The following is an 18,355-nucleotide window of genomic DNA, read 5'->3' as shown; positions in this document are numbered from 1 at the left end:
GATCAGGATTCACTTGCCGGGTTGCCACATTGCGCCCTCCAATCAGGTTTTCATAATGGAGAAGATGCCTCATACCGGGCCTCAATAATAAAATATGACCACAGTTATCTATACCCACGAAGCTTGTCTAGAACACAAACCAGGTCCTAGTCATCCTGAATCCCCAGAGCGCTTGAAAGCTGTGTTACGCGCCTTGCGTGTACCGGAATTCGATGCCGCTGAATGGCGCGAAGCGCCTATGGGCACGCGTGAACAGGTGTTATTGATACATACCGAAGACTTCGTGACAGATGTCGAAGATGCATCACCGCATCGCGGTTACATGCCGCTCGATGGTGGCGATACGGTGATGTCACCTGGTTCGCTGGAAGCCGTGATGCGTTGCGTAGGTGCCGCTTGCGCTGGTGTCGACCTGGTTCTGGACAATGAAGCGCACAACGTATTCTGCGCTACCCGTCCATGCGGTCATCACGCTGAGCCAAGCAAAGCCATGGGATTCTGTATCTACAATCAAGCCGCAATCGCGGCGGCTTATGCTTATGAAGTACATAAGCTGGAACGTGTGGCCGTTATCGACTTCGACGTGCATCATGGCAACGGCACACAAGCAGCGTTTTATGATCGTCCTGAATTGTTCTACGCATCCAGCCACCAGTCACATTTCTATCCGGGCACAGGGCTGGAAGCGGAAACTGGTGTCTCGCACAATATCGTTAACGTCCCTCTGCCACGCGGCTGTGATTCTGCATTATTCCGTGAACAAACTGCAGCGAAAATGTTACCGGCCATTCGCGCATTCAATCCTGAACTGATCATTATTTCAGCCGGCTTTGACGCACATCATCTCGATCCGCTGGCAGGCTTGAATCTGCAAGACGACGATTTTGATTGGGTCACACGTGAATTGATGAAAATTGCGGATGAAACATGCGAAGGTCGCATTGTTTCGATTCTGGAGGGTGGTTACAGCTTGGAAGGTTTGGCTTCAGCTACCGCCGTTCACGTCAAAGCATTGATGGATCATTAATCAGCAATGAATACTTCTTGCTTGTCGACATTGCGTCGGCAAGCATGGAAATCCAGCAAATAGAAACGTAATATCCGCTTCACCCTCAATTTAAGATCCAGCGCCAGTTTTAATCTTCATTCTTGTCCGCAGCACGCATCGCAGCCTGTATCGCACGATGAGAAAATCCGCGCTGCATCAAGAAGCGCATCTGCTTCACCTTATCTTCTGCATTGGTCGCAATAGTGCCGAACTTCCGCTCCCACACTGCACGCGCACGCGCAACTTCATCCAACGCCAGATTTGCCTTGATATCCGTTAATGAATCGGGATCTATGCCGTGACTCTTCAGCTCGGACATGATCCGGCTGTTGCCAAAACGCGCCGCACGTCTATGTACCAAGGATTCGGAAAAACGGCTTTGCGAAAGAAACTTCGCCGCCTCCAAGGTATCAAGCAAGGCCTCGACGTCGTCGCCCTCTTGTGCATACCGCGCCAACTTGCGACCAAGTTCTTGTCGGCTATGTTCACGGGCTGACAAATAACGAAGCGCCCGCGCTTTCAGACTCACTTGCAGTTTTGCCATATGAGTCCGTCAGCGCGGGCGCTAGTTAACATTCTTCGTTAGATCAAGTGCAGCTCGGCTAGGCCTATGCTTTACTCGACTTCTTTCAGTTCTTTGACTTCTTTGCTTTCCTTGGCAGTCGCTTTTTTTGCAACTGGCTCGTCGGATTTGATTGCGCCAAGTTCTGGCACACCCAAGGAAACACGCACTTTATTTTCGATTTCACGCGCCAATTCAGGACGTTCTTTCAAATAGTTACGTGCATTGTCTTTACCTTGGCCGATGCGTTCGCCGTTGTAGCTATACCAGGCGCCCGACTTTTCAACGATTTTGGCATCGGAACCCAAATCGAGAATTTCACCTTCACGTGATGTGCCTTCGCCATACAGAATGTCGAAATGCGCTTCCTTGAATGGAGGTGCGATTTTGTTTTTAACGACTTTGACCTTGGTTTCATTACCGATCACTTCGTCGCCCGATTTGATCGAGCCGGTACGACGAATGTCCAAACGCACGGATGCGTAGAATTTCAAGGCATTACCGCCGGTAGTGGTTTCCGGATTACCGAACATCACGCCGATCTTCATACGAATCTGGTTAATGAAGATAACCAGTGTATTCGTGCGGTTGATGCTGCCTGTCAGCTTGCGCAAGGCTTGCGACATCAGACGTGCTTGCAAACCCGGCAGCGAATCACCCATATCGCCTTCGATTTCAGCGCGTGGCGTCAATGCAGCAACCGAGTCGATGACGATCAGGTCAACAGCACCCGAGCGTACCAACGCGTCGCAGATTTCTAGTGCTTGTTCGCCGGTATCTGGTTGCGAGATCAACAGATCTGATAAATTGATACCAAGCTTTTGTGCGTAAGTGACGTCCAGTGCATGTTCAGCATCGATAAACGCGCAAGTACCACCCAGTTTTTGCATTTCTGCGATGGTTTGCAGTGTCAGCGTTGTTTTGCCTGATGATTCCGGGCCGTAGATTTCGACCACGCGGCCACGCGGCAAACCGCCAACGCCCAAGGCGATGTCCAGTCCCAGCGAACCAGTGGAAACAACCTGCACTTCCTCGACGACGGCGCCGTCTTCCATGCGCATCACCGAGCCTTTACCGAATTGCTTTTCGATTTGCGCCAGTGCGGCGGCGAGTGCTTTACTCTTATCAGAGCCAGGAGCGTTCTTTTTGTCGTCCATGAAGATTCTTTCGACTGTTGGTTGAAACGAAACGGGTTTTATACAGTGTTTGAAGCCAGAAACCATACTGTATAAAAAAACAGTGCTTTACGCAAGCAAGTCTTGCAATTTTATTTGCAATGACCAAAAAGGCAACTTTTTAATGCATTGTGGCAACACACTTCTACACCCGCTTGCCAGATGCAGATAGCATTCAACGTAAGATATACACAGCCAACTACTCCGTACTCTCATGCATTCGTACAACGATCTATTTGAAATAGCCTACAAGAAGGAAAAAGCTACGGGGCGTCGGTTGGCAAAAGCAAATACCTTATCCGAAGAAGCAGCGTTGCAAGTCGTACTGCAAGCAGTTGCGGGGAAAATGTCGCTCAACGACCTGATCGCTATACGCAAACAAGAAAAAAACGATGCAGCGACCAGAATCGCCGTTCGCAAACAGATCAAGGCAGATGACAGACAGAAAAAGCTAAGGGCTACACAAGTTGATCCGACCGCTTGGTTAGCCTGGTTTGATGGCGCCAGCCACCCAAATCCCGGCAAAATGGGCATAGGCGGCTTACTCAAGGATCCCAGCGGCAAGACAAGCAACATCAGCTTCGCTGCGGGTCTGGGAGACAGCAGCGAGGCCGAATACATTGCACTAATTGCCGTGTTGGAGGCAGCCATCGACGCACATGCTGACAAACTGGTTATCTATGGCGACAGCCAAGTCGTCATTAATGATGTACAAACCAAGAATGGTGGTGCGGCGATCTTGAGCGAGCCACGTCAACGAGCACAAAAGCTCATTACCCAACTCAAGGATGTCACCCTCACCTGGATTCCACGGGAGAAAAATACCATGGCCGATGCCTTGTCGCAGCAAGCAGTTCAGATGATTGCCGCAGCACCAATGTAATCAGCTACTCTGTATATATAAGAAACAAGCCTAAAAGCGATGCCGACTTGTCTTGCCGCTCTGGGCGAAACCCAATAGACTACGAGCCAACTTCCTCCTACCTCCATCCCATGCGAATCCTGCTTGCTGAAGACGATAGTGTTCTTGCCGACGGTTTGACGCGTTCACTGCGTCAGTCCGGTTATGCAACCGATTGCGTTAAAAATGGCCAGGAGGCTGATTCCGTCTTGTCTACACAAGACTTCGATCTTCTGATACTTGATCTGGGCCTACCCAAAATGTCCGGTCTCGAAGTACTGCAACGCTTGCGCGCGCGCAATTCTCGCTTGCCTGTCTTGATCCTGACTGCCGGTGATTCGATAGAGCAGCGCGTTAAAGGACTGGATCTGGGTGCCGATGATTTCATGGCAAAACCGTTTGCGCTGTCCGAACTGGAAGCACGCGTACGCGCGCTTACCCGACGTGGCGCAGGCGGTGGCCCAACCGTCATCAAGCACGGTCCGCTCTCTTACGACCAAGTCGGCCGTATCGCCTACATCAACGAACAAATGCTCGACTTGTCTGCACGCGAACTCGGCTTGCTTGAAGTGTTGCTGCAGCGTAGCGGCCGTCTGGTATCGAAAGAACAGCTAGTCGATCATCTATGCGAATGGAGCGAAGAAGTCAGCAATAACGCAATCGAAGTCTACGTCCATCGTTTGCGCAAGAAAATTGAAATCGGCGGTCTGCGCATCGCCACCGTGCGCGGCCTCGGTTATTGCCTCGAAAAATTTACCGAACCAGCCAATACCATCGCGCCTAACACGATTACACCTCCAGGCTGAACTAGCCCAAGCACATGCAAGACATCCACCGACTGGACGCGCCCGCTGTCGATGTAGATACATCGCATCAGTCCATCGAGACACAGCCGGAAGAACGCACGCAGCGCTCATTGTTTGGTGAAATTCTGGATTGGATGCTGGTGCCCTTGCTGCTCTTGTGGCCACTTAGCATTGCGATTACCTACCTCGTTGCAAAATCCATCGCGAACGAACCATTCGATCGTGCACTGGAAGATAAAGTCACCGTCGTTGCACAACAAGTCAAAGAAGTGGATGGCAAGGTCATCACACGATTGACCGGTGCTGCAACAGACATTCTGCATGCTGACGATATAGACAATATCTACTACCAAGTGCGCGATCCGCATGACAAAGTAGTCGAAGGCGATCCGGAAATGCCTTTGCCGAAAGATGCCGAAGCACCGCCACCATGGTCCACGCAATTTCGTTACGACTTTGTTCGCGGCAGCGAAGTGCGCATCGCTTATATCTATGTCGATCTGCATAAAACCCAAACCGCACCGCAACTGACTATCGAGCCACGCTTGGCGCTGGTGCAAGTGGGCGAAACCCTGGACAAGCGCTCACAACTGGTCAATCAAATCATCAAGGGCGTCATCGTGCCGGAATTCATTATCCTGCCGATCGCGCTCGTACTCGTCTGGTTCGCACTCACACGCGGCTTGCGTCCTCTCGCCGAATTACAGCAACGCATACGCGCACGACGACCGGATGACTTGAGTCCGATCGATTCCGGCTACGTCCCGGAAGAAATTCTGCCGCTGGTCGGATCACTGAATGAAATGCTGGAGCGTCTGTCGCAAAGTATCAAGATACAAAAACGCTTCATCGCCGATGCCGCGCATCAGATGAAGACGCCGCTGGCCGGTATGCGCATGCAATCCGAACTCGCATTGCGTCAAACTGATCAGGCAGAAATCCACAAGTCGCTGGAACAACTCGCCAAGAGCTCCAAGTCCGCCACCCGCATGGTCAATCAATTGCTGGCATTGGCGCGCGCAGAAAACCAGACGCCAGAAACCAAACCATTCCAGACACTGGAACTATCCGAGCTGGCGCGTGACACCGTGCAGGATTGGGTGCAAACATCCTTCAGTCGCAAGATCGATCTTGGCTTCGAGGCACCGGACTATCAAGTCGTGATCATGGGCGATCCAACCATGTTGCATGAGCTGCTGAATAATCTGATTGACAATGCACTCAAGTACACACCTGCCGGCGGACAGGCAACCGTGCGCGTGCGCGCCGATGAAAAAAATGCCTTAGCCTTTCTGGAAGTCGAAGATACCGGCCCCGGCATTGCTCCGAATGAGCGTACGCATATTTTCGAACGCTTCTACAGAATCCTGGGAACCAATGTCGAAGGCAGCGGATTAGGATTGGCTATCGTGCGTGAAATCGCGCAACAACACGATGCCGAGATTGATATCATCTGCAATCCAAACTGCACCGATCCAAAACGACCCGGCTGCTTGATGCGCATCACACTTCATCTGGAACAACCTGCACCATTTTTCGATGGCACGATATGACCCCGAAGAATCGCAAAGAAGCGCCGGAAAAAGATAGCCTTTACTGGCAAAAAACCAGGCGCATGACGCTGTGGCTACTGCTGCTCTGGTTTGCTGTCACATTTAGCGCTATTTTCTTTGCGCGCCACTTATCCACATACACTTTATTTGGCTGGCCGATTTCCTTCTTCATGGCGGCACAGGGCAGCATCCTGATTTTTTTCGGCATCATCGCTTTCTACTCATGGCGCATGCAGCGTCTCGACGAGGCATACCAACACGATAGAGAACATGGCGAATAAAGCATTCTTCCAGCGCCTGCGACGTTATTACCTGCTGTACACAGCAGGCTTCGTGTTGTTCCTGTTCGGCGTCGCGATTCTGGAGCATGAAGGTTTTCCGCGTGTGTGGATCGGTTATGTCTTCATGTTCTCCACCATCGTGGTGTACGCCACCATCGGCGTCATCAGTCGCACCTCGGATGTGCAGGAATACTATGTAGCAGGTCGTCGCGTCCCGGCATTTTTCAACGGCATGGCAACTGCTGCCGACTGGATATCTGCCGCCAGCTTTATCAGCCTCGCAGGTGGTTTGTATTTGTGGGGCTTTGATGGCTTGGCTTACATCATGGGCTGGACCGGCGGCTTCGTGCTGGTCGCCTTATTGATTGCGCCCTTCCTCAGAAAATTCGGCCAATACACAATTCCTGATTACCTCGCGGCACGCTATACCGGCCAGTACAGCGATAACGTCGTGCGCATCATCGCGGTGATCGCAACTATCATCGTTTCCTTCACGTATGTGATCGCTCAGATTTACGGCGTGGGCCTGATTACTTCACGCTTTACCGGCGTTGATTTTTCAGTCGGCATTTTTCTTGGTCTAGCCAGTATCTTGGTGTGCTCCTTCCTCGGCGGTATGCGTGCGGTGACGTGGACGCAAGTTGCGCAATACATCATCTTGATCATTGCCTACATGATTCCAGTCGTATGGCTGTCGATGAAGCACACCAATATGCCTATACCGCCTATCGCTTATGGTTCAGCGATCGCGCAATTGAGCGAACGTGAAAACGTATTGATCAACGACCCCAAGGAAAAAGAAGTACGCGCCATCTTCAGACAGCGCGCCTACGATCTGGACGACAGACTGTCATCGCTGCCGGAATCGTGGGAAAACGGTCGCGCTGAAATTCAACACAATCTGGAAGCGCTCAAGCTCGGGAATGCAGCGTTACAGGAAATCAAACAAACCGGACGTGAGTTGGCGGCCTATCCCAAAGATGCAGATGAAGCCGAACGCGTATGGAAGGAAGAACGCATACTCAATCTGGAGTTAGCCAAACCACCGACTCGACATACCGAACCCTTCCCCGGTGACACGGAAGAAGCATCGAATATCAAGCGCAACAATTTCCTGGCGCTGGTGTTTTGTCTGATGCTGGGGACTGCGGCGCTGCCACATGTACTGGTGCGTTATTACACCACGCCGACAGTCAAGGAAGCGCGCCACTCAGTGGCCTGGACGCTGTTCTTTATCATGGCGCTGTACATCACCATCCCGGCGCTGGCGGTATTGGTCAAATATGACATTTACAGTTCGCTGGTCGGTAGTGATTTTTCCAAATTGCCGGAATGGGTCTCGTACTGGGCCAGCATAGACAAGCTACATCCGCTCGTCAGCATCAATGACGTCAATCGAGATGGCATCGTGCAATTAGCCGAGATTGTAATGGACGTCGATATTGTCGTCCTCGCCACACCGGAAATTGCCGGTTTGCCTTACGTCATCTCCGGCCTGATCGCAGCTGGCGGTCTGGCGGCCGCCTTGTCCACTGCCGATGGCTTGCTGCTCACCATCTCCAATGCCTTGTCGCACGATATTTATTACAAGACTGTCGATCCAAAAGCATCGACGCAAAAACGCGTCACGGTTTCCAAACTGCTGCTCTTGATGGTCGCATTGGTCGCCGCCTATGTTGCCTCATTGAAGCCAGGCGATATTCTGTCGCTGGTCGGTGCGGCTTTCTCGCTGGCGGCATCGGCCTTGTTCCCGGCACTAGCATTAGGCGTGTTCTGGAAGCGCGCCAATCAGCAAGGCGCCATCGCCGGCATGCTGATCGGTTTTGCCATTTGTGCCTACTACATGATCCACACGCTACCTGCTTTGGGCGGCTCGGCCGCACAACAATGGTTTCATATCGCGCCTATCTCGGCCGGCATATTTGGCGTCCCCGCCGGATTTTGTGCGATTATTATCGTCAGTCTGTTGACGAAGGCACCCGACCAAAGAACGGAAGCCTTGATCAAGCATCTGCGATCGCCATAAGCGGCTCTTTCTCGATCTGGCATATTTCTTGATAGAGCTGGTTATCATCTCCATGAAAACCAAGACAGAGCGATGCCATGCGAAAATTTTTCGACGAGATGTATATCGACGGTACGGCCAATGTCCGTGACCACTATCGTGAATTCGAAGCCTGGCTGGCGACACAGTCTCCCAAGACTGTCGCCCGCAAGCGTGCCGAAGCCGACCTGATATTCCGCCGCGTCGGCATTACCTTTGCCGTCTACGGCAATGAGGCCGGTACCGAGCGCGTTATCCCCTTCGACATCATTCCGCGCATGATCACCGCACAGGAATGGACGCACATGGAGGCGGGACTGGTACAGCGGGTACGCACGCTGAATATGTTCATCCACGACATTTACCACGACCAAAACATCGTCAAGGCCGGCATCGTGCCGCCTGAGCAAATCTTCCGAAATGCGCAATATCGCCCTGAGATGCAAGGCATCTCGGTCGCGTCCGACATCTACGCGCATATTGCCGGCGTCGATATCGTACGCGCCGGCCAAGGCGAGTTCTATGTACTGGAAGACAATCTGCGCGTACCGTCCGGCGTGTCCTACATGTTGGAAGACCGCAAGATGATGATGCGCCTGTTCCCAGACCTGTTCGCACGCCATCAGATTGCGCCCGTCGCGCATTACCCAGACATGTTGCTGGACAATCTACGCTCGGTCGCGCCTATCGGTGTCACCGACCCTACCGTGGTCGTCATGACGCCCGGCATGTACAACTCGGCTTACTTTGAACATGCCTTCCTCGCACAGCAAATGGGCGTGGAACTGGTCGAAGGCCAGGATCTGTTCGTCAATGACAATGCTGTCTATATGCGTACCACGCGTGGTCCAAAACGGGTCGACGTCATCTATCGCCGTATCGACGACGATTACATGGATCCACTCGCCTTCCGCGCCGACTCTACCTTGGGCGTGCCGGGCTTGCTGTCCGTCTATCGCTCCGGTCGCGTCACGCTGGCCAATGCCATCGGCACTGGCGTAGCTGACGATAAATCGATCTATCCATTCGTACCGGACATGATTCGTTTCTATCTGTCGGAAGAGCCTATCCTCAACAATGTGCCGACTTATCAGTGCCGTAAAAAGGATGAGTTGTCTTATGTGTTGGCGAATCTGGCAGAGTTGGTCGTCAAGGAAGTACACGGCGCCGGCGGCTACGGCATGCTGGTCGGCCCGGCATCGACCAAGGCCGAGATTGAAGATTTCCGCCAGCGCATCATCGCGCGACCAGATGGTTACATTGCACAACCAACGCTGGCCTTGTCGGCCTGTCCAACCTTTGTCGATTCCGGCGTGGCACCGCGACATATCGATTTGCGGCCTTTTGTGCTGTCAGGCAAAACCATCTCCATGGTGCCGGGCGGCCTGACGCGCGTTGCGTTGAAAGAAGGCTCACTGGTAGTCAACTCCTCCCAAGGCGGCGGCACAAAAGATACCTGGATACTGGAGAACTAAGATGCTCAGTCGCACAGCCGATCACCTGTTCTGGATGGCGCGCTACACCGAGCGCGCCGAGAATACCGCCCGCATGCTGGATGTAAACGTTCAGACTGCCTTGTTGCCACAATCTGCGCACACTGCCGAACAAGGCTGGCGCGCGACGCTAGGCATCTCTGAATTGCAGGATGCCTACGATCAAAAACATCCGAAAGTGACATCAGACAATGTGCTGCACTTTCTGGTGCGCGATACCACGCATGCATCGTCGATCGCATCCTGTCTGCGTGCTGCACGTGAGAACGCGCGCGCCGTGCGCGGCACACTCACCACTGAGGTCTGGGAAACACACAACACCACTTGGCTGGAGATGCACAATCAGCTCAATGAAAGTGAGTTTGAACACGATCCCAGCCAGTTCTTTGAGTGGGTCAAACATCGCTCACACCTATCGCGCGGCGTCACCTTCGGCACCATGCTGCAGGATGAAGCACTCTATTTCATCCGACTCGGCACCTTCCTCGAACGGGCTGACAATACTGCGCGCATACTCGACGTCAAGTTTCACGGTGCCGCTACGCAATCGCGGGAAAAACTGAGGAATGAAAACCAAATCGACTTTTACTATTGGGCAGCCATCTTGCGCTCTGTCTCCGCCTTCGAGATTTATCGCAAGGTCTATCGTGATGCGATCACACCGGCACGCGTTGCCGATTTATTGATGCTGCACGCCGACATGCCGCGCTCGCTGCTGGCCTGTCTGACAGAAGTCGTACGTAATCTGCGCATGGTCACTGACGACACCCACAACGACACGCTACGCTTCGCCGGCAAGCTGCACGCCGAGTTGAAATTTGCCTCCATCAACGACATTTTGAAAGAAGGTTTGCACGACTATCTGACAGAATTTTTTGAACACATTTATGAACTGGGTAATCGCATCAGCCGCGAATTCCTCGTTCCATTGGCGGCCTAGATGCGACTCGCTATTCGCCATGAAACCCTGTATCGATACACATCGCCACTGGCATACACCATCCAGCAATTGCGCCTGACACCGCGTGTTGAATCACACCAACATCTCTTGTCCTGGCATATCGATACATCCGGCCAACGCCATGCCTTCGCCGATGCCTTCGGTAACCTATGCCACATGCTGACAATCACCGGCAAACATGATGCAGTACGCATTGTGGTCGCCGGCGAAGTCGACATCACGCCACTTGATCGCGGTCGCCTGCTGGAAAACGGTGCTTTATCGCCGCTGGTTTTCACCGTGACGACGCGCCTGACTGAACCTAGCGAACATATCCGCGCATTTGCCGCACAACATTTGCGCGGCAACAGCAGCAGCGATCTGCTGCAACTAGCCGAAGCAATTTGTGGTGCAGTGATGTACCAAAGCGGTGCAACTGGTGTCACCACCACCGCCAACGATGCACTACAACTGGGCCAGGGCGTATGCCAGGATCATGCGCATTTGTTCATTGCCTGCTGCCACACCAGATGTATCCCCACGCGCTATGTATCCGGCTACATCGATTCCGGCAGTACTGGCCATGCAGAAAGTCATGCATGGGTTGATGTCTGGGTAGAGGAAAGTGATTTCACTGGCTGGATCAGCATAGATGTCACGCATGCCGGATTTGCAAGCGATGCACATTGCCGTCTGGCGGTCGCGCGCGATTACGATTCAGCTGCACCGGTGAGTGGCGTACGACGTGGCGGCGGCGAAGAATCACTGGATGTCAGCGTCAAGGTAGTGCCGATGTTGTCGCAATAGTTGAAGAAATGAAGAACACTCCCTCTTCCTGTAAAATTCGCGTTTTGCTTTTTCCTTCATCACCATGACTTATTGTGTTGCGATGCGCCTGGATGCCGGGCTGGTTTTTCTCTCTGATTCGCGCACCAATGCCGGCGTAGACCACGTCGGTACTTTCCGCAAGATGAACATCTTCGAGATACCGGGCGACCGCTTGATTGTCTTGATGACAGCAGGGAACTTGTCGATTTCGCAATCCGTACGACAAATCATTGCCGAACATACAACGGCCAGTGGAAAAAGTATCTGGAACGTGTCATCCATGTATGAAGCGGCGCAAGTCGTCGGTGAAGCAATCCGTGTCGTGCATGATCGCGATGCGGCTACGCTGGAACAATTCGGCATCGACTTCAATGCCAGCATGATTTTTGGCGGGCAGATCAAGGGCGAACGTTGTCGTTTGTTCCAGATGTATTCCGCCGGTAACTTCATCGAGTCACACGATGAGAATACATATTTTCAGATCGGTGAATCGAAGTACGGCAAACCCATCATTGATCGCATCGTCAGCACAGATACGCCACTGGATGAAGCCGCGAAGTGCGCATTGATTTCGATGGACTCGACCTTGCGCTCGAATATCTCGGTCGGCTTGCCACTGGATTTGCTGATTTATGAAACGGACACGCTGGCCGTGACCCGCTTCGTTACCATTGATGAAAACAATCAGTACTTCCAGATGATACGCAACACCTGGGGCAAGCAATTGAAATCGGTGTTTGAAAGCATAGACGACCCCGTATGGAACGCAGCCCCGGATGCCAGCAGCAATGTGCTCTCCAGTCAGGCACAGAAGAGCCAGCCGCTGCGTATCTTGCCTCCTGCCAAATTCGGCATCGACACCACGACCGCAACGCCAGCGCCGCTACAAACCTTGGCGCAAGACGAAGGCAATAACAAGCAACATTAAACCGAATTCATTTGGACAAAGAAAAAGGCTGCAACACTATGTGTTGCAGCCTTTTTAATTTGTTGCGTGTGCTTTTACAGCACAGTGATTACAGAACGACGGTTTGCGCCTGACCTTCTGCACGTTCACGGATTTCACCGATACGCATCACGGTTTCACCAGCAGCTTTCAATTGCGCGATCGCTGCATCTGCATTTTCTTTCGCTACGATCACGGTCATGCCGATACCGCAGTTGAAGACGCGATGCATTTCTGCGTCAGCCACGCCGCCATGTTGTTGCAACCATTTGAACAGTGGTGGCATATCCCATGCGCTGCTTTCCAGCACAGCGGTCAGATGCGGCTGCAATACGCGTGGAATGTTTTCCACCAAGCCGCCGCCAGTGATATGGACCATGCCTTTGACTTCCATGGATGCCATCAGTGCCAGCAAAGGTTTGACGTAAATGCGGGTAGGTTCCATCAACACGTCAGCCAGTTTGCGACCGTGGAAATCGGCGTTCAAATCTGGATTCGCGACCGAGATGATCTTGCGTACCAGCGAATAACCGTTGGAGTGTGCGCCCGACGAAGCCAGACCCAGGACCACGTCACCCGGAGTAATCTTGGTGCCATCGATGATTTTCGATTTTTCCACTGCACCGACTGCGAAGCCGGCCAGATCGTATTCGCCAGCTGGGTACATGCTAGGCATTTCAGCAGTTTCGCCACCGATCAACGCGCAACCAGCTTGCTCGCAACCTTTGGCCACGCCTTTGATCACGTCTGTTGCGATCGCTACATCGAGCTTGCCGCAAGCGAAGTAATCAAGGAAGAACAAAGGCTCTGCGCCTTGCACCAGAATGTCGTTGACGCTCATCGCGACCAGATCGATACCGACTGTGTCGTGACGATTCAATTCAAATGCCAGCTTCAGCTTGGTGCCGACGCCATCAGTACCGGACACCAGTACTGGCTCTTTGTACTTCTTGCTGATTTCGAACATGGCACCGAAACCGCCGAGGCCGCCCATTACGCCTTCGCGCATGGTGCGCTTGGCAAATGGCTTGATCGCTTCGACCAGGGCATCGCCTGCATCGATGTCAACACCAGCGTCGCGATAGGAAAGTGAAATATTAGAAGTGGAACTCATGATGTGATTGGCAGCAGAGGCAGTAAAATAGACGGTTGTGGCCGGATGGCTGACCTGTGGATCATTGTTTTGGAGGACGAAGCGGATCAGGATCGCAATGAGCGGGAGTCATCGCGAGCAAAATCAAAATATGCGCGCTTCCAAAACAGGATGATTCAGGCTCTATAATTCGGGCTAAGCGGTATTTTATCAAATCGATCCCCCTCCTCCCTCATTTGATGTCACTTTCTTTACCGAACCAGCAAAATAAACAGGGATATGTCTCTGTGTTTGCCATGAAACGGCTCTATTCGAGCCTTTCTTGCCAAATACGAGCATTGCCTTTTTCACAAATAAATATGACGAAACAAGCATGAGGCAGTTGTTACTCGATTTACCCGCCGAAAAACCACAGACACTGGAATCGTTTGTAGTCGGAGCCAATGAAGAATTGGCTCAGTTACTACAACGCCTGTCGCAAGGTAGCCCAAATGGACTGGACGAGCGCTTTGTCTATATATGGGGCGATGCCGGTGCTGGCAAAACGCATCTGCTGCGCGCCATGGCTGAAACGCCGCAAACCCGCTATATCGCTGGCGATGCCACGACCGATGACTTCCTGTACGACACGGCGACCACGCTCTATCTGATCGACGATAGCCACAAACTGACGCCGGATGCGCAAATTGCAGCCTTCGCGCTCTTTAACCAGGTACGCGAACAAGGCGGCTGCCTGATCGCCGCTGGCAACGCTGCACCCGCCACCCTTACCGTGCGTGAAGATTTGCGCACCCGCTTCGGCTGGGGCTTGATCTATCAGGTACACGGCTTGAGCGATGAAGAAAAGATCGCCGCATTGACGCACACGGCAACCGCGCGCGGGCTAACACTGTCGCCTGGCGTGTTACCCTACCTCATTACGCATTTTGCGCGCGATATGCGCTCTTTATCGGCGATGCTGGACGCACTTGATCAGTACTCACTGGAAACAAAACGACCAATTACCCTGCCCTTGCTGCGCGAACTGTTGCAACGGGAAAACGACACAAATTCATGACAAACCTGGCTTTATTCGACCTCGACCACACGCTGCTCCCGATCGATTCTGATTACGAATGGGGACAATTTCTCTCTCGTACCGGTGCAGTAGACCAGGCAGCCTATGCCGCGCGTAATGCCGAATTCTTTGTGCAGTACCAGAACGGCACCTTGAATCCCACCGAATACCAGGAATTCGTGCTTGGTACGCTGGCGCAATTCCCGCGTACGCAACTGGACGACTGGCACCTAGCCTTCATGAAAGAAGTGATTCATCCGGTTATCCTGCCGCCAGCACGTGATTTATTGAAAAAACATCAAGACGCCGGTGATCTGATTGCCATCGTCACTGCGACCAATCGCTTTATTACAGCACCGATTGCGCAAGCGCTCGGCGTCGAGCATTTAATCGCTGCCGAACCGGAACTCAAACCCGACGGCAATCTGACCGGAAAACTAGTTGGCATCCCAACCTCAGGCGCGGGTAAAATCACACATACCAATGCGTGGCTGGCCGCGCGCGGCCTTTCCTTGAAGGATTTCGAACGCAGCTATTTTTATAGCGACTCGCAAAACGATATTCCCTTGTTGTCCATCGTCACTCATCCGATTGCAACCAACCCTAACGCCTTGCTGACTGCGCACGCTCAAGCGCAGGGCTGGCCGATCATCAATCTATTCAATGATTAAAAAGCTTATCCGTCGTATCCTCGGCACAAAACAAAAAACAGGTGACCACACCCAACCGGTGGTACTGACTGCAAAAGAGCACGGCATCGATCCGCAATTGGTTTCTTCCAATGCGATCCGTGTCACCAGCACTTTGCAGCAGGCAGGATACAAAGCCTTTTTAGTCGGTGGCGCCGTGCGCGATCTACTGCTGGGTGTCAAACCTAAAGATTTCGATATCGCCACCAATGCAACGCCAGAACAAGTCAAACGCCTGTTCCGCCGTGCCTTCATCATCGGCAAACGTTTTCAAATCGTGCACGTCATGTTCGGCCAGGATTTGCTGGAAGTAACCACCTTCCGCGGCACCTCGACCGATGCAGCGCCCAAGGATGAACACGGCCGCGTACTGCGCGACAACACCTTCGGCGAACAACATGAAGATGCGCTGCGCCGCGACTTCACCATCAATGCGATGTACTACGATCCAGCCACGCAAACCGTGCTGGACTATCACGGCGGCATGGCCGATATCCGCAATAAAACACTGCGCATCATCGGCGTACCGGAAGCGCGTTACCGCGAAGATCCTGTGCGCTTGCTGCGCGTCGTACGCTTCGCTGCCAAGCTCAACTTCACCATCGACCCAGCCACCAGCGCACCGATCAGCGTGATGGCTCCATTGATCAACAACGTACCCGCAGCACGCGTGTTCGATGAGATGTTGAAACTGCTGATGAGCGGTTCCGCACTCGCCTGTTTGCAACAGTTGCGCAAGGAAGGTTTGCATCACGGCTTGCTGCCTTTGCTCGACGTCGTGCTGGAACAACCACTGGGTGAAAAATTCGTACGCTTGGCATTAGCCAGCACCGATGAACGCGTCAAGCAAGGTAAACCGGTTTCTCCCGGCTTCCTGTTCGCCTCCCTACTGTGGCATCAAGTGTTGGAAAAATGGACAGCCTATCAAGCGGCTGGCGAATATCCGATTCCTGCTCTGCATCTGGCAGCCGACGATGTCTTGAATACACAAACCGACAAGCTCGCATTGCAACGGAAGATCGCATCCGATATGCGCGATATCTGGGCGATGCAACCGCGCTTCGAACGTCGTGTCGGTAAATCGCCATACAAGCTGCTCGAACATCTGCGCATGCGCGCCGGCTACGACTTCCTGTTGCTGCGTTGTGCATCCGGAGAAATCGATAACGAAATTGGCGAATGGTGGACGGCATTCATGGAAGCAGACGGCCCAGGCCGCGAAGCACTGTTGGCGAAAAAACCTGCCGCCGCAAGCGCGAGCGAAGGCCCGGCCAAAAAACGTCCACGCCGTCGTAGCCGTTCACGCAAAACCAATCCAGCCACACCTGAATGAGCAAACCGCAGATCACCGCTTACATTGGCATCGGCTCGAATCTGGGTGATGCCGAGGGCAATGTTCTGCGTGCATTGACTGAGCTGGATCAACTGCCTACCACACGCGTGACTGGGCAGTCATCGCTCTTCCGTACTGCGCCGATAGATTCCAGCGGCGACGATTACATCAATGCTGTTGCACGCGTTAGCACCAGTCTGTCTGCTGAAGAATTGTTGCAGGCATTGCTGGCATTGGAACAAACGTTCGGACGTGAACGTCCTTACTTTAATGCACCACGCACGCTGGATCTCGATGTGTTGTTGTATGGCGATGAAATCATTGCTACACCTACATTATCCGTGCCGCACCCGCGCATGACAGCACGTGCATTCGTGCTGATTCCATTGCTGCAGATCGATCCCTTCATCATCATTCCCGGCCAGGGTGCAGCACATCAATTCGTGCCAGCAGTCGCAGATCAGGCGATACAGAAGATTGCTTAACAGCTTCTGTAATCAGCTCAAACATCCAGCATTACCCCACTCTCCAGAATGAATACTCACTTCACGAGGCCGCCATGCAGATTCCTGTAATCGTTCAAACAATCGGCTTATTGACGCTATCGAATGTATTCATGACCATCGCTTGGTACGGCCATTTGAAAGGGCTTGCATCCAAGCCTTGGTGGATAGCCGCGCTGATCAGCTGGGGAATTGCACTGTTCGAATATTTACTGCAAGTGCCTGCCAATCGCATCGGCTATACACAGTTCAGTTTGGCTCAACTGAAAATTATGCAGGAAGCGATTACACTCACGGTGTTCGTGCCATTTGCCATCGTTTTTATGGATCAGCCGTTCAAGCTGGATTATGTATGGGCAGCACTGTGTTTGGTCGGTGCAGTTTATTTCATTTTCCGCACATGACGCTGCGTGCAAAGTCATCGCAACACTGCTAACAGAAACGGACAAGAAGCCATCATTATGGATTTTGAAAAATACAAATATGTCGTGGTAGAAGGTGCCATCGGTGCCGGCAAGACGACACTTGCACGCAAGCTCGCAGAAAAACTCGGCGCGCAAACATTGCTGGAGTTGCCGGAAGAAAATCCCTTCCTCGAAAAGTTTTATCGCGATGCTGCGCGCTACGCCTTGCCGACGCAAATGTTTTTCCTGCTGCAACGCATGAATCAATTACGCGACCTGGCGCAACCGGATTTGTTCGATACGCGCATCGTGTCCGATTTCCTGCTGGACAAGGATCCTATCTTTGCACGCCTGACGCTGAGCGACGATGAGTTGGCGCTGTACCAGCAACTCTACGATCATCTGCGTCCGCAAGCGCCTTTGCCTGATCTGGTGATCTATCTGCAGGCAGAACCGCAAACCCTGATTGATCGCATCCGGAAACGCGGCATTCCTATGGAAGCCGGCATTTCGGAAAACTATATGCATCGCCTGTGCGAAAGCTATAGCCGTATTTTTTATGACTACGATACGGCACCGCTACTGATCGTCAATACCGAACATTTGAACCCGATTGATAATGATGAAGACTTTGCGCTGTTGCTGACACGCATTGCCAACATGCGTGGAAAACGCGAATTTTTTAGCCGTGGAGAATAA

At 52.7% G+C, this 18,355-nt stretch carries 19 protein-coding genes; 16 read left to right on the top strand and 3 right to left on the bottom strand.

Going from position 1 to position 18,355, the window contains the following annotated elements; translation table 11 throughout:
• Positions 1 to 94 precede the first annotated feature (94 nt).
• Entirely contained in the window at positions 95 to 1,027 is a 933-nt protein-coding gene (locus AC07N2_RS08290; RefSeq protein WP_494777805.1) for a histone deacetylase family protein, read from the top strand.
• Positions 1,028 to 1,136: 109 nt separating this feature from the next.
• Here AC07N2_RS08290 and recX read toward each other — a convergent pair whose 3' ends face one another.
• Complete coding sequence (gene recX, locus AC07N2_RS08285; protein WP_494777804.1) at positions 1,137 to 1,592, bottom strand: recombination regulator RecX; 456 nt, start codon at positions 1,590 to 1,592, stop codon at positions 1,137 to 1,139.
• 71 nt (positions 1,593 to 1,663) lie between these two features.
• Complete coding sequence (recA, locus tag AC07N2_RS08280; RefSeq protein WP_494777803.1) at positions 1,664 to 2,767, bottom strand: recombinase RecA; 1,104 nt, start codon at positions 2,765 to 2,767, stop codon at positions 1,664 to 1,666.
• 232 nt (positions 2,768 to 2,999) lie between these two features.
• Here recA and AC07N2_RS08275 point away from each other — a divergent pair, with 232 nt between their 5' ends.
• From AC07N2_RS08275 to AC07N2_RS08235, 9 genes are all read left to right on the top strand, one after another.
• Positions 3,000 to 3,668 carry a ribonuclease HI family protein gene (locus tag AC07N2_RS08275; RefSeq protein ID WP_494777802.1) on the top strand — a complete coding sequence of 223 codons (669 nt, stop codon included), beginning with the start codon at positions 3,000 to 3,002 and terminating at the stop codon, positions 3,666 to 3,668.
• A 110-nt stretch (positions 3,669 to 3,778) separates the two neighbouring features.
• Positions 3,779 to 4,492, top strand: a complete 714-nt coding sequence (locus tag AC07N2_RS08270; protein WP_076593486.1) for a response regulator — start codon at positions 3,779 to 3,781, stop codon at positions 4,490 to 4,492.
• 14 nt (positions 4,493 to 4,506) lie between these two features.
• Positions 4,507 to 6,045 (top strand): sensor histidine kinase, encoded by a 1,539-nt coding sequence (locus tag AC07N2_RS08265; RefSeq protein ID WP_494777801.1) that lies wholly within the window; start codon positions 4,507 to 4,509, stop codon positions 6,043 to 6,045.
• Entirely contained in the window at positions 6,042 to 6,326 is a 285-nt protein-coding gene (locus AC07N2_RS08260) for a DUF4212 domain-containing protein (protein WP_494777800.1), read from the top strand. The genes AC07N2_RS08265 and AC07N2_RS08260 overlap by 4 nt, the downstream gene beginning before the upstream one ends.
• Entirely contained in the window at positions 6,316 to 8,352 is a 2,037-nt protein-coding gene (locus AC07N2_RS08255) for a sodium:solute symporter family protein (RefSeq protein ID WP_494777799.1), read from the top strand. The genes AC07N2_RS08260 and AC07N2_RS08255 overlap by 11 nt, the downstream gene beginning before the upstream one ends.
• A 77-nt stretch (positions 8,353 to 8,429) precedes the next feature.
• Positions 8,430 to 9,845 (top strand): circularly permuted type 2 ATP-grasp protein, encoded by a 1,416-nt coding sequence (locus AC07N2_RS08250; RefSeq protein ID WP_494777798.1) that lies wholly within the window; start codon positions 8,430 to 8,432, stop codon positions 9,843 to 9,845.
• A gap of 1 nt (position 9,846) precedes the next feature.
• Positions 9,847 to 10,803: an alpha-E domain-containing protein gene (locus AC07N2_RS08245; protein ID WP_494777797.1), complete on the top strand. Its 957-nt coding sequence runs from the start codon at positions 9,847 to 9,849 to the stop codon at positions 10,801 to 10,803.
• The gene (locus AC07N2_RS08240; RefSeq protein WP_494777796.1) at positions 10,804 to 11,610 is read left to right on the top strand and encodes a transglutaminase family protein; all 807 of its coding nucleotides are present in this window, start codon (positions 10,804 to 10,806) and stop codon (positions 11,608 to 11,610) included.
• A 64-nt stretch (positions 11,611 to 11,674) separates the two neighbouring features.
• A complete protein-coding gene (locus tag AC07N2_RS08235; RefSeq protein ID WP_494777795.1) occupies positions 11,675 to 12,559 on the top strand; it encodes a proteasome-type protease in 885 nt (294 codons plus the stop codon).
• Positions 12,560 to 12,647: 88 nt separating this feature from the next.
• On the opposite strand, the gene purM is transcribed toward AC07N2_RS08235, so the two are convergent.
• A complete protein-coding gene (gene purM, locus AC07N2_RS08230; protein ID WP_494777794.1) occupies positions 12,648 to 13,691 on the bottom strand; it encodes a phosphoribosylformylglycinamidine cyclo-ligase in 1,044 nt (347 codons plus the stop codon).
• A 352-nt stretch (positions 13,692 to 14,043) separates the two neighbouring features.
• Between purM and hda the strand changes: the two genes are divergently transcribed.
• The 6 genes from hda (at position 14,044) to AC07N2_RS08200 (ending at position 18,355) form a co-directional block, all read left to right on the top strand.
• Positions 14,044 to 14,727, top strand: coding sequence for a DnaA regulatory inactivator Hda (hda, locus tag AC07N2_RS08225; RefSeq protein ID WP_494777793.1), 684 nt, complete (start codon positions 14,044 to 14,046; stop codon positions 14,725 to 14,727).
• Positions 14,724 to 15,398 carry a histidinol-phosphatase gene (locus tag AC07N2_RS08220; protein ID WP_494777792.1) on the top strand — a complete coding sequence of 225 codons (675 nt, stop codon included), beginning with the start codon at positions 14,724 to 14,726 and terminating at the stop codon, positions 15,396 to 15,398. Before hda ends, AC07N2_RS08220 begins: the two co-directional genes overlap by 4 nt.
• A complete protein-coding gene (gene pcnB, locus AC07N2_RS08215) occupies positions 15,391 to 16,749 on the top strand; it encodes a polynucleotide adenylyltransferase PcnB (RefSeq protein WP_494777791.1) in 1,359 nt (452 codons plus the stop codon). Before AC07N2_RS08220 ends, pcnB begins: the two co-directional genes overlap by 8 nt.
• The gene (folK, locus tag AC07N2_RS08210) at positions 16,746 to 17,234 is read left to right on the top strand and encodes a 2-amino-4-hydroxy-6-hydroxymethyldihydropteridine diphosphokinase (protein ID WP_494777790.1); all 489 of its coding nucleotides are present in this window, start codon (positions 16,746 to 16,748) and stop codon (positions 17,232 to 17,234) included. The genes pcnB and folK overlap by 4 nt, the downstream gene beginning before the upstream one ends.
• Positions 17,235 to 17,308: 74 nt before the next feature.
• Positions 17,309 to 17,656, top strand: coding sequence for a DMT family protein (locus AC07N2_RS08205; RefSeq protein WP_494777789.1), 348 nt, complete (start codon positions 17,309 to 17,311; stop codon positions 17,654 to 17,656).
• A gap of 57 nt (positions 17,657 to 17,713) precedes the next feature.
• The gene (locus AC07N2_RS08200) at positions 17,714 to 18,355 is read left to right on the top strand and encodes a deoxynucleoside kinase (protein ID WP_494777788.1); all 642 of its coding nucleotides are present in this window, start codon (positions 17,714 to 17,716) and stop codon (positions 18,353 to 18,355) included.

Source organism: Herminiimonas sp. GW821-FHT09C12 (assembly GCF_059416385.1).
The sequence above is the reverse complement of the archived record's forward strand: the minus strand, read 5'-3'. Positions and strand labels throughout refer to the sequence as shown.